Consider the following 12,873-nt stretch of genomic DNA (forward strand, 5'->3'; position numbering starts at 1 on the left):
TATGGATAAAACCCCCTGGATCATTAACGATCGTAAAATTAATATCGCCGTTGTCGGATGCGGCCGGATTTCAAAAAACCATTTGCAGGCCATTGCCCAGCATCAGGACAGACTGAATCTGACGGCAGTTTGTGATATTGATCAAGACGCCTTGCAACAGGTGTCGAAAGAATATGGTGTGGATGGTTATCAAAACCTCACCGATCTGTTAAAACACGCGAACGCCGATGTGGTTTCATTATGTACGCCCAGCGGCCTGCATCCTGAACAGGCCATACAGGTTGCCCAATCCGGACGTCATGTACTGACCGAAAAACCCATGGCCACTCGCTGGCAGGACGGGTTACGCATGGTGAAGGCGTGTGATGAAGCCGGAGTGCGTTTGTTTGTGGTCAAGCAAAATCGCCGTAACGCCACCCTGCAATTGTTGAAAAAAGCAATTGATCAGGGACGTTTTGGTAAAATTTATCTGGCGAATATCAATGTCTTCTGGACTCGTCCCCAGGATTATTATGATCAGGCCGACTGGCGCGGCACCTGGGAGTTCGACGGCGGTGCGTTCATGAATCAGGCCAGCCATTACATTGATTTGATCCACTGGATGCTGGGTCCGGTGGCATCCGTACAAGCCATGATGGGAACCCTGGAACGGGATATTGAAACCGAGGATACCGGGGTTATGAATATCCGCTGGCGCAGTGGTGCAATGGGATCAGTCAGCGTCACGATGTTGACGTATCCTAAAAATCTCGAGGGATCCATTACCATTCTTGGTGAAAAGGGTACTGTGCGTATTGGCGGCGTTGCCGTTAATGAAATTCAACATTGGGAATTTGCCGACAGCAAACCGGAAGATGACGAGATCAAAAAGGCGAGTTACCAGACGACCTCCGTGTATGGATTCGGTCATCCCCTTTATTACGATAATGTGATTAATACATTACAAGGCAAGGAAGAACCCGAAACGGACGGACGGGAAGGACTGACTTCCCTGGAATTGCTGATCGCCGGATATCGATCCGCTCGTGACGGCAGCATCGTTCATTTACCCCTGGAATTATAAATATGACGTATCAGGCTCATGAGTCGGCTATCATTGATGAGGGTGCCCAAATAGGTGACGACACCAGAGTGTGGCACTGGGTTCATGTTTGTTCCGGAGCCAGAATCGGTGCGCGTTGCAGCCTTGGCCAAAACGTGTTTGTTGGTAATAAAGTCACCATCGGTAATAACGTCAAGATTCAGAATAACGTATCCGTTTACGATAATGTGATCCTTGAGGATGACGTGTTTTGCGGCCCCAGCATGGTTTTTACCAACGTCTACAATCCGCGCTCAGCCGTTTCCCGTAAAGAGGAATATCGCAACACTTATGTCAGACAAGGTGCGACGCTGGGCGCTAATTGCACGATCGTTTGTGGCGTCACTATCGGAGAATACGCGTTTATAGGCGCGGGTGCGGTGGTTAATCAGGATGTATTGGCCCATGCGTTGATGGTGGGTGTGCCTGCCCGGCAGATCGGCTGGATGAGCCGTTATGGCGAGCGCCTTGATTTCAAACCGGAACAAGACGGATTGTCCTATGCCAAATGCGTTCATACCGGTGAAATCTACGTGCTTGATTCAAAAAAGGGTGTGTCATTAATTAATCAATGATTAATTGGGTATTCAGAAAGGATAAACAATGAAATTATGTACAATTGTCGGTGCTCGACCACAATTTATAAAAGCGGCAACGGTATCACGGATTATTGCCGAAACGCCCGGTTTGCAGGAAATGATTGTTCATACCGGCCAGCATTACGATGCCAATATGTCCTCCCAGTTTTTTGACGAGTTATCCATTCCCGAGCCGACACACCATCTGAGCATCGGTTCCGGATCGCACGGCAAGCAAACCGGACAAATGCTTTCTGCCATAGAAGAGGTCTTGTTGCAGGAAAAACCGGATGTGGTGCTGGTCTATGGAGATACCAACTCCACGTTGGCAGGCGCTCTGGCGGCGGTTAAACTGCATATACCCGTCGCGCACGTCGAGGCTGGTTTGCGTTCCTTTAATCGCAGGATGCCGGAAGAAATCAACCGCATTACCGCGGATCATTTAAGTGATGTATTGTTTGCCCCTACCGACAATGGTTATCAGCAACTTTTAAAGGAAGGCATAGCGGCTGAGAAAACACATAATGTCGGTGACGTGATGTACGATGCGACGTTATTTTATAACGAGTACAACGCCAATCGGGAAACCATGGTGGATAAATTGCAATTGCGCGGCAAACCTTATGTGCTGGCCACCATCCATCGTGCCGAAAACACCGACAGTGAAACGCGTTTAAAACATATTTGCGATGCCTTGTATGAATTAAGCCAGGCCTGCCCGGTGATTTTACCGCTTCATCCGCGAACACGAACCGTATTGAGCAAGTCTGGCTATCTGGCTACGTTCGCCAAACAGGTTCATCTCATTGATCCGGTCGGTTATCTGGATATGCTGGCACTTGAAAAGGAAGCGTCATGTATCGTGACCGATTCCGGCGGGGTGCAGAAAGAAGCGTATTTTAACCAGGTACCCTGCATTACCCTGCGTGATGAAACCGAATGGGTGGAACTGGTGGAAGCGGGATGGAACCGGTTATGTTCTCCCGAGCAACCGTTTTCACTAAAAAGCATTATTGATGAGAAAGATGGGTTCAGGAAACAGCATGGCATGTTGTACGGCGATGGTCAGGCGGCACGGAAAATTGTTGATGTGTTGTGTCGGATCAAATGAATGTGATCCTGCGTTTGGACTTGAGGTATTATGTTGAATCGCAGGAATAGTTCACTGTACGATTACGTTATCATTGGTGCCGGCATAGTCGGACTCAGTGTTGCCAGAGAATTACTGGCACGTGAACCAAATGCTAAAATCGCAGTTGTGGAAAAAGAAAACACCATTGGTTTGCATGCCAGTGGCCGCAACAGCGGCGTGCTTCATTCGGGCATCTACTATCAACCGGACAGCTTAAAAGCCAAAGTCTGTCTTGAAGGCGCCCGTTTAATGAGCAGTTACTGCGAAGAACATGGCTTACCATTAAACCGTATCGGAAAGGTTATCGTTCCGGTGCGATGCTCGGATGGTGAAAACCTGAATGTATTGCACCAGCGAGCCCTCAGCAATGGCGCGTCGATTCGGTTGATTAATGACCAGGAATTAAAGGAAATTGAACCGCACGCAACCACTGCGACGGGCATGGCGCTGCATGCGCCTGAAACAGCGGTAGTTGATCCCATGCTCATCATGAAACATCTGCATTCTTCTTTAACGAAGCGAGGTGTTCATTTCTTTTTTAACAGTTTCATCGATGCAATTGATACACAAGGTAAAAAAATAACGACTTCGGAAGGAAATATTTCCTACGGCCATTTGTTTAACACGGCCGGACTGTTTGCTGATAAAATAGCGCATGCCTGCGGGTTAAAATCGAGTTACAGGATATTACCTTTTAAGGGGTATTATTATGAATTGTCACCGGATTCAAAATTACAGATTAATCATTTAATCTATCCGGTGCCTGATATGAATGTTCCATTCCTTGGGATTCACTTCACCAAAAGTGTCTCGGGAACCGTATACATCGGGCCAACGGCTATTCCCGCGCTGGGTAGAGAACATTACCGCGGTGTGGCAGGAATAAAATTGTGTGATTTTATAAATATTGTAACGTCTCTGGGGCGGCAGTACTATGTGAACAGACAAGGATTTCGTTCTTATACCCATCAGGAAATACCACGTATTTTCAAATCACGGTTTATTAAATCGGCTCGTGCTTTGGTACCTGGTGTAAGCAAGTCGGATTTAAGGGTGAGTAACAAAATTGGCATTAGAGCCCAATTGTATGATTACAAGCACAATGAATTAATAACCGATTTCCTGATTTCCAGAACTGATCATGTGACGCATGTTCTCAATGCTGTTTCACCGGCGTTTACCAGCGCGTTTAGTTTTGCGAAATGGATTGTAAATGAACAAAAAACAGTTTGTAAAGAACCCGTCTATCGGTAATTGTTGAACTATCCGAGTTAATTGACGATGAAACGAGATTGAGTTAAGGAGTATAGGTGGATATTAGTAATGCAAAAGTTCTTGTCATTGGCGGGGCAGGCTTTATAGGCGGTTTCGTAGTGAGAGAACTATTAAAGACCGATGTGGCCGAAGTGATCGTGTATGACAATTTTTCGCGCGGTAAACGTGCCAATCTTGAGGATTGCCTTAAGGATCCCCGTTGTTATGTTTTTCCATACGGCGGTGATATCCGGGAACTCGACGTGCTGGACAAAGCCATGGAAGGGGTGGACTATGTTTTTCATCTGGCTGCCATGTGGTTATTGCATTGTAAGGACTTTCCCCGCACGGCGTTTGAGGTGAATGTTGCCGGCACTTTCAATGTTCTTGAAGCCTGCGTGAAACATAAAGTAAAAAAATTGATTTATTCCTCCAGTGCTTCCGTTTATGGGGACGCGGTGGAAGTGCCCATGACGGAGTCCCATCCGTTTAATAATAAAAATTTTTATGGCTCCACCAAAATTTCAGGAGAAGCCATGTGCACCGCGTTTTACGATCGCTACGGATTGGAAGTTATCGGATTACGGTATATGAACGTCTATGGCCCCGGACAGGATCAGCATGCGGTTTATTCCGGAGTGATCCCCGTTATGCTGAACAAAATTGACGCTTTTGAAGCGCCTACCATCAATGGTGATGGCAGTCAGGCGTATGATTTCATCTATGTCGAGGACGTGGCTCGCGCGAATCTTTGCGCATTACTCTCTGAAACGCCTTTTGGTTTTTACAATGTAGGTACGGAAGTCCAGACAACCATCAAGCAATTATGTGATTTGATTCTGACACTTAAAAAATCCGACCTGAATGTTAATTATAAACCTTATACCCCGGACGATGCGAGGCAATTGGTTAAAAACAGGATAGGTTCAGTGGCGAAGGCGAACAATGATCTGGGATTTCAATACCGGTATAATTTGCAATCAGGACTTGGGAAATTGATTCATTGGCGAGCAACGGGTGAGTTTGAGGTTCCAACTGAACAGGGCATTGTGGAAGTTTATTAGACGGCAGAATTAGCTAAGGATAATCATGAGATATATTCCAATAACCAAGGCGGTATTTGATGAATCTGAAAAAACAGAAATTATCAAGCCACTGGAATCAGGTTGGGTTGTACAGGGTCCCTATGTGAAGCAATTTGAACAATTGTTTGCGGAGTTTACCCATAGCCGATACGCCAAAGCAGTCAGTAACTGTACTACGGCATTGCATCTGGCATTGGTTGCCCTTGATATCGGGCCGGGTGATAAAGTAGTCGTCCCTTCATTTACATACGTTGCTTCTGCCAATGCTGTCGAGTATACAGGTGCCGAAGTTGTATTCTGTGATGTCGATTTAAGAACCTTCAATATTGATACGGAAAAACTTGCGGAAATTCTGGAGAGAGACAAGTCCGTAAAAGCTATTATGCCGGTCAATCTTTTCGGCCTTTGTGCCGAATTGCATGATATTAATAGACTTGCCCGTGAGTATAATGTTTATGTGGTGGAGGATTCCGCTTGCGGGTTTGATGCCTGGATTGGCGATAAACACTCCGGAACACTGGGTGACATAGGCTGTTTTTCGTTTCATCCGCGAAAATCCATCACCACCGGTGAAGGCGGTATGTTCATTACGGACGATGAATCCATCTACCGGAAAGTTTCGCAGTTGTGTGATCATGGTGCTTCCAAAACCGACTTGCAAAGACATCATGAGAAAGGCGGCTCCCTGTTACCCGATTTCACCATGCGTGGTTACAATTATCGTATGACAGATATGCAAGGTGCGTTAGGTGTCTGTCAAATGCAAAAAGCTGAAAAAATTATGACTGGCCGTCGAAACATAGCCAGTCAATATCAGGAAGCTTTGCAACATTCCGGTCTTGAGTTGCCGATTGTTCCCGATGGGTTTACTCATGGTTATCAGTCTTACGTTTGCCTTTTTTCACTGGAAATGGCACATAACAATCTGACCGTGCAACGCATCGACTCCTTGAATATCAAACGTAACGAAATGATGAAAATTCTTGAGGAAAAGGGTATTGCAACCCGTCAGGGAACGCATGCTGTACATACACTGGATTATTATGCCAGACGTTATGATTTGCAGCCTGAGCAATATTTAAAATCCTACGCCGCGGACAGGTTAAGCATTGCTTTGCCGCTATATGCGCAAATGACACAGGATGAATTCGAATACGTGGTTGATAACGTTAATGAGGCAATTAAGTGTGTGGTATAACAGGAGTTATTTCTCTATCCGGTGAGCCTGTTGATGTCGGCAAATTAAGGGCAATGTGCGACTCCATTCAGCATCGGGGTCCTGATGGCGCGGGATATCTGGTTGCCCAGACGGGTGTCAATCATAGTCGTGCGCAACAATATTATCAGGCTTTTACGGAAAGAAAATTTGCTCATGAATTAGGATTGATTCCCTGCATTGATGATTCGCAGTCACAACGTTACCTTCATCAACATCATTGGGATGTGTTCTTCGGTCATCGTCGTCTGGCTATACTCGATTTATCGGCGTCAGGGTTCCAGCCTATCTGTGATTTATCCAAAAAAGTATGGCTTACCTATAACGGCGAGATTTATAATTTTAAAGAAATCAGAAATGAATTAATCCAATTAGGATATGAGTTTTATTCTCAAACGGATTCTGAAGTTCTGGTCAATGCCTATCTTGAGTGGGGCATGGAGTGTGTTTACAAATTTAACGGCATGTTTGCCTTTGCCCTGTGGGATCGCAGAAGGAATAAATTCTTTCTGGTTCGTGATCGATATGGTATCAAACCACTTTATTACACCAGAACCCGCTCAAATCAACTGGTGTTCGCAAGCGAGGTAAAAGCAATTCTGGCTTATCTTGATGACAAGCCGCTAGTGGATCATGAAGGTTTGCTTGAATACTTCACCTTTCAGAATTTTTTTACAGATAAGACGCTTTTTACCGATATCAGACTATTACCTGCCGGTAATTATCTGGAAATTGATTTGGCCTCAAGCAATAAGGTTATTCAAAAAGAATATTGGGATTTTAATTTCCATGAGTCGGATGAGGTCAAAAATGAAAACGAGTACGTAGAGGAGTTGCTATTTCTCTTTGAGCAGGCGGTAAACCGACAACTGGTCAGCGATGTTGAGATAGGCAGTTTTTTAAGCGGCGGCATGGATAGTGGTTCTATTACAGCCATAGCGTCTAAAAAAATGCCGTATATGAAAACATTTACCATCGGGTTTGATTTAACTCATGCCTCAGGTATCGAGTTGGGTTTTGATGAACGGGCCAAATCGGAGTTACTCTCGTATTTATATAGTACCGAACATTATGAAATGGTCTTGAAATCCGGTGATATGGAACGATGTTTGCCGACTTTTGCCTGGCATCTGGAAGAACCTCGAGTAGGACAAAGTTATCCTAATTTCTATGCCGCGAAACTGGCCGGAAAATTTGTTAAGGTCGCGTTGTCCGGGGCAGGTGGTGACGAGTTATTCGGAGGATATCCCTGGCGTTATTATCGCGCTATCAATAATGACAATTTCACGGATTACATTGATAAATATTACCAATTCTGGCAGCGCCTGCTCCCCAATAGTCAGCTTAAAGAATTGTTTTCTCCCATCTGGGATAAAGTAAGCCACGTCTGGACACGGGATATATTCCAGTCCGTATTTCAACATCATTATGAACATTTGAATAAATCGGAAGATTATATTAATCATTCCCTGTATTTCGAAGCTAAAACATTTTTGCATGGATTGCTGGTTGTGGAAGACAAGCTATCCATGGCTAACTCGCTGGAAACCAGAGTACCTTTTCTGGATAATGATCTGGTCGATTTTGCACAGAAAATCCCTGTTAGATTTAAAATAAACAACTTGTTGGAAACGTTGCGTCTTGATGAAAACTTGTTAGGTGATAAAGCTAAAAATTATTATCATAAAACCAATGATGGAAAATTGGTTTTACGCAAGGCGCTGCAAAAACTGATGCCTGAGGAATATACCCAGGCGGTCAAACAGGGATTTTCCGCCCCCGACAATGCCTGGTTCAGAAAAGAGGGCTTTCATTTTATTGAGACGAAACTAATGACCGATGATGCAAAAATATATAAGTATTTCAATCAGGATATTGTTGCCGATTTAATCAATCAACACATGAGTGGGAAAGTTAATCGTCGGCTTTTGATATGGTCATTACTAAATTTTAATGAATATCTGAATGTGTTTGAAATGGCATGACACACTGATTTTAATGAGAGGAAAAAACCATGTTGCCCAACTTTATCATTGGCGGCACATCTGCTGCAGGAACATCCTTTTTAACATCCATTCTTTTGCAGCATCCTGATGTTTATTTACCAAAGGAAATGAGACCGGAACCTCATTTTTTTTATTATACGGATAAGTATGCGAAGGGAATCGAATGGTATCAATCGCAATGGTTTTCCGATTATGCCGGCCAAAAAGCGGCGGGTGAACGCTCATCCTCTTATCTTTATCATGAAGAAAGTGCCATTCGTATACGTAAGCACCTGCCTGATGTAAAACTGATTTTTATTCTCCGAAATCCGACTGAAAGAGCATGGGCCAATTATCGCTATACGGTATTAAGCGGTTTGGAAGAACTCGATTTTGAAGAAGCCTTGAATATTGAACCGCAACGAATAAAAGACGAAACAGGTATCTGGAAAGAGGTGCAGCCTCATGATTATACTGGCCGCAGTTATTATGGTAAGCAAATAGAGCATTATCTGACGTTATTTCCCTGGCATCAGATTTTGCTCATTGGATCCGAAAAGCTTAGCGAGGACACCCAAAATCAGGTTAATAAAATCACGGACTTTTTATGTGTTGAAAGATTATCTGATTTTGAAATTCCTGTGTCATTTACATCTCTGAGCGTTACTGATCCTGGAATTCAGGCTGCCTGCCGAAATGATTTGGGTTCGGAAAAATTTAACAGGATAATTGAGTCAATCAGGCGCAAGGAATCTGATATTGAACGTTATGCGCAAAATGAATCAGAAATAGAATTGATTATTAAACTGAAGCAAAATTTATCCGGCGATAAACAGGTAATGGATGAAAAAATAAGGCATCAATTAAATGATTTATTTGCTGAGGATCAAAAAAAATTGTTTGCTTTAATTGATGACAAGGTGGATTTTACGCCATGGTTTTAATTTGGATAACAGGCTTCTCGGGAGCGGGTAAAACGACAGTGGCCAAGATTGTGCAGGAACAACTGCAGGCAAAAAATAAAAATGCCATACTTCTCGATGGTGATGAAGTAAGAAGTGCGCTTGGTTTAACGGATAATTATTCCCCGGAAGAAAGAAAAAAAATAGCTTTTAGCTATGCAAAATTAGGCAAACTGCTGGCAGACCAGGGGTTTTATGTTATTGTTGCAACCATTTCAATGTTTGAGGATGTCAGGCAATGGAACCGTCGCAATAATTCGCATTACCTGGAAGTCTATCTTAAGGTATCTGAAGAAGAGCGACGTATACGAGACCCCAAATCCTTGTATCAAACTGGTCAGGAACTGGTTGAACAGGGTGTCTTGTACGAAGAGCCCCAAAATCCGGATATGCTTCTGGAAGCAGGGCAAAAACTTCAACCCGAAGATATGGCCGCAATGATTCAACAAGCCGTTTTGGATTTTTAGAGGAAAATTACTTATGCAACATGGAAATTTTACAGGCCTGGCTCAAAATTACTCTTCTTTTCGACCGGGCTATTCTCAATCTGTTTTACACGCACTTTTAGCTCTTTTGAATAAACCGATCGAAGAATGCAGACTCGTAGACGTTGGAGCAGGAACAGGTATTTGGACTCGTATGCTTGAGAGTATGAACCCTGACGATATTATTGCGATTGAACCCAATGACGATATGCGGCAGATGGGTGTTCGTGATTCCAGACATACAAAAATCACATGGCAGGAAGGCAGTGGAGAGAACGTTGGTATTGCCGATGGTTCTGCCGATATGATTTCAATGGCCAGCTCTTTTCACTGGGTCGATTTTGATAAAGGTTGTAAGGAATTTCATCGGGTTCTGCGCAATAACGGACGCTTTGTCGCACTTTGGAACCCTCGGTATATGGAAGCCAACCCTTTTCTGAAAGAGCTGGAAGATTACCTTCTGGTGCTAAAACCTGATATAAAAAGAGTGTCTTCCGGAAGACAGGGATTAGTCGATACGCTAACAGATCAATTGTATAAAACGGGCATGTTTGATGATGTGATTTATATAGAGGGAAAACATACGGTTTCCGTCACGCCCGAACAATACATAGGAGCCTGGCGTTCGGTTAATGACGTGCAATTTCAACTGGGGGCGGAGAAATTTGCGAAATTTATCGAATATTTGCAGCAATCTCTCGCTGAGCATTCGACAGTAGATGTGACTTATCTCACCCGGGCCTGGTCTGCTCGTAAAAGTGCATAGAGGAACGTAATGACTTCAAAAGCTGGTGTTTTGAGTTATTTAAAAAATCGAATTAAGGACGCGGAGATTTTGGATCTTGTTTTCTTTACTGTCGGGCAATGGCGGGATAATCAGGTGTTTTGCCTACAGTCTGTTGCAAAGCAGTTACCCAAATCCACTAACTTTATCGTCAGAAGCAGTTCAAAAACGGAAGATCAGCTTTTCACCTCTAACTCGGGAAAATACGAATCCATTTTAAATGTGTCCATGGCAGAGCTTCCCGAGGCTGTGGAGAAAGTCATTGCATCTTACGGGCCGAATCAGGAGCGTCACGACGAAGTTCTGGTTCAACCCATGCTTGAGCACGTTAGTATGAACGGAGTGTTGTTTACCAAAGACCCTAATAATGGTGCTCCTTATTACATCATTAATTACGGGTTGGTCAGTGATACGACGCTGGTGACTTCCGGTGCCATATCCGGACAGACTTATGTGCTTGCAAGGACATGTCGAAAAATACCGGATTCAAGAATTGCAAAACTCATTCAATTGGCGATTGATCTTGAGTTAATACTTGATAATTCAAATCTCGATATAGAGTTTGCTTATGATACCCATGATCGGCTTTACCTGCTTCAGGCCAGACCCCTTATAATAAAAAACACCTGTGAGACAATAAATCAGACGAATCTCTTAGCGGAAATTAAAAACAAGTTTCATCACCTGAGTATGGAGCACCCCTATTTACACGGCACAAGGACTATATTGGGTGTTATGCCTGACTGGAATCCTGCAGAAATCATAGGGATCAGACCAAAGCCTTTGGCCTTAAGTCTTTATAAGGAACTGATTACCGACAGCACCTGGGCGTATCAAAGAGATAATTACGGATATATAAATCTGCGTAGTTTTCCTCTGCTAATTGATTTAATGGGGCTGCCTTATATTGATGTTCGTGTGAGTTTTAATTCTTTTATTCCGAAGGAACTGGATGACGGGCTTGCGGAAAAGCTGGTTAATTACTATCTGGATCGATTGGAACAAGAGCCTTATTTGCATGATAAGGTTGAATTCGACGTGGTATTTTCATGCTATACCTTTGATTTGTTCGAACGAATTCAAAAGTTGAAGGACTTTAATTTTGAAGAATCCGAAATTCATTTAATAGTCAACGCGCTTAAGAGTCTTACCAATCATATCATTCATCGTGATCAAGGGCTGTGGCTCAAGGACATTGAAAAGATCGAGGAACTTAAGAAAAGGCATGAACTTATCTTTTTTAATGAATCTTTTGACGACATCACAAAAATATATTGGTTGATTGAAGATTGTAAGCGATACGGAACCTTGCCGTTTGCAGGATTGGCCCGTGCCGGTTTTATTGCTATACAACTTTTAAACTCCATGGTATCAGTTGGTATTCTGAGTCCAGACGAGCGCCTATCATTCTTGAACAGTCTTGATTCCGTCAGTTCTAAAATGACAAGGGATCTGCATCTCCTTGATCGGGAGCATTTTCTGCAAAAATATGGTCATTTAAGACCGGGAACCTATGACATATTATCTCCTCGATATGATGAGGCGCCTGATGTATATTTTGACTGGGATAAAGTAAAAGAAAATACTTGTCATCAGAAAGAGAGCTTTAAATTATCACTCACGCAAATGAAGCAAATCGAATGTTTATTGGAAGAACACGGTCTTAACCATAACGTGGTTGGCTTGTTTAATTTTATGAAATCTGCAATAGAAGGGCGCGAATATTCCAAATTTATTTTTACAAAAACGATAAGTGATGTTCTGTCACTTTTAAAGAAATTCGGTTTGCAAAATAATCTGGAAGCAGAGGATATCTCGTTTGTTGATATCAAGGATATTTTAAAGCATTATTCAACGTCCTGGGATTGTCTTGATGAACTAAGAAAAAATATAAAATCCAATAAAGGAAAATATAATATTTCAAGCCAGGTTATTCTGCCACCCCTCATTGTGACCGGCGATGATGTGGAGAGTTTTCATTTGCCGGAAAACAGGCCTAATTTTGTTACTCGAAAATCGTTAACAGCGCCGGTGGTCACCGATTTGTCCAATCCTGCTAAAATGAATGGCGCCATTATTTTTATTCCCAGTGCCGATCCCGGATTTGACTGGGTATTTACCCATGGTATTGCCGGTTTTATTACCGCATACGGAGGTGTTAATTCGCACATGGCTATTCGTGCGGGCGAATTAGGATTACCAGCGGTCATTGGTTCCGGTGACAAGCTTTATAATGAGTGGAAATCTGCTTCCAGGATTCATATCGACTGTTGTAACCAGCGAGTAGAGGTATTACATTGAAATTGATTGG

Annotated in this window: 11 protein-coding genes; all 11 read left to right on the forward strand. The window is 43.3% G+C overall.

Going from position 1 to position 12,873, the window contains the following annotated elements; genetic code table 11:
• Position 1: 1 nt before the first annotated feature.
• The 11 genes from CKW05_RS05490 to CKW05_RS05540 are packed head-to-tail and all read left to right on the forward strand — an operon-like array spanning position 2 to position 12,863.
• Entirely contained in the window at positions 2 to 1,063 is a 1,062-nt protein-coding gene (locus tag CKW05_RS05490) for a Gfo/Idh/MocA family protein (RefSeq protein ID WP_058483792.1), read from the forward strand.
• Between the two features lie 2 nt (positions 1,064 to 1,065).
• Entirely contained in the window at positions 1,066 to 1,656 is a 591-nt protein-coding gene (locus CKW05_RS05495; protein ID WP_058483791.1) for an acyltransferase, read from the forward strand.
• A 28-nt stretch (positions 1,657 to 1,684) separates the two neighbouring features.
• A complete protein-coding gene (gene wecB, locus CKW05_RS05500; protein WP_058483790.1) occupies positions 1,685 to 2,770 on the forward strand; it encodes a non-hydrolyzing UDP-N-acetylglucosamine 2-epimerase in 1,086 nt (361 codons plus the stop codon).
• 30 nt (positions 2,771 to 2,800) lie between these two features.
• Positions 2,801 to 4,045: an L-2-hydroxyglutarate oxidase gene (gene lhgO / locus CKW05_RS05505; RefSeq protein ID WP_058483789.1), complete on the forward strand. Its 1,245-nt coding sequence runs from the start codon at positions 2,801 to 2,803 to the stop codon at positions 4,043 to 4,045.
• A gap of 56 nt (positions 4,046 to 4,101) precedes the next feature.
• On the forward strand, positions 4,102 to 5,109 hold the full coding sequence (locus CKW05_RS05510) for an NAD-dependent epimerase/dehydratase family protein (RefSeq protein WP_058483788.1): 1,008 nt from the start codon (positions 4,102 to 4,104) through the stop codon (positions 5,107 to 5,109).
• A 25-nt stretch (positions 5,110 to 5,134) separates the two neighbouring features.
• Positions 5,135 to 6,328: a DegT/DnrJ/EryC1/StrS family aminotransferase gene (locus CKW05_RS05515; protein WP_058483787.1), complete on the forward strand. Its 1,194-nt coding sequence runs from the start codon at positions 5,135 to 5,137 to the stop codon at positions 6,326 to 6,328.
• Positions 6,316 to 8,331, forward strand: coding sequence for an asparagine synthase (glutamine-hydrolyzing) (gene asnB, locus CKW05_RS05520; RefSeq protein ID WP_058483786.1), 2,016 nt, complete (start codon positions 6,316 to 6,318; stop codon positions 8,329 to 8,331). The genes CKW05_RS05515 and asnB overlap by 13 nt, the downstream gene beginning before the upstream one ends.
• Positions 8,332 to 8,360: 29 nt before the next feature.
• A complete protein-coding gene (locus CKW05_RS05525; protein ID WP_058483785.1) occupies positions 8,361 to 9,275 on the forward strand; it encodes a sulfotransferase domain-containing protein in 915 nt (304 codons plus the stop codon).
• A complete protein-coding gene (locus CKW05_RS05530; protein WP_058483784.1) occupies positions 9,266 to 9,760 on the forward strand; it encodes an adenylyl-sulfate kinase in 495 nt (164 codons plus the stop codon). Before CKW05_RS05525 ends, CKW05_RS05530 begins: the two co-directional genes overlap by 10 nt.
• A gap of 13 nt (positions 9,761 to 9,773) precedes the next feature.
• Positions 9,774 to 10,544 carry a class I SAM-dependent methyltransferase gene (locus tag CKW05_RS05535; RefSeq protein WP_058483783.1) on the forward strand — a complete coding sequence of 257 codons (771 nt, stop codon included), beginning with the start codon at positions 9,774 to 9,776 and terminating at the stop codon, positions 10,542 to 10,544.
• A 9-nt stretch (positions 10,545 to 10,553) separates the two neighbouring features.
• Positions 10,554 to 12,863 carry a PEP/pyruvate-binding domain-containing protein gene (locus CKW05_RS05540; protein WP_058483782.1) on the forward strand — a complete coding sequence of 770 codons (2,310 nt, stop codon included), beginning with the start codon at positions 10,554 to 10,556 and terminating at the stop codon, positions 12,861 to 12,863.
• The last annotated feature ends 10 nt before the right edge of the window (positions 12,864 to 12,873 follow it).

The sequence above is a fragment of the Legionella spiritensis genome, from assembly GCF_900186965.1.
Classification (GTDB): domain Bacteria; phylum Pseudomonadota; class Gammaproteobacteria; order Legionellales; family Legionellaceae; genus Legionella_C; species Legionella_C spiritensis.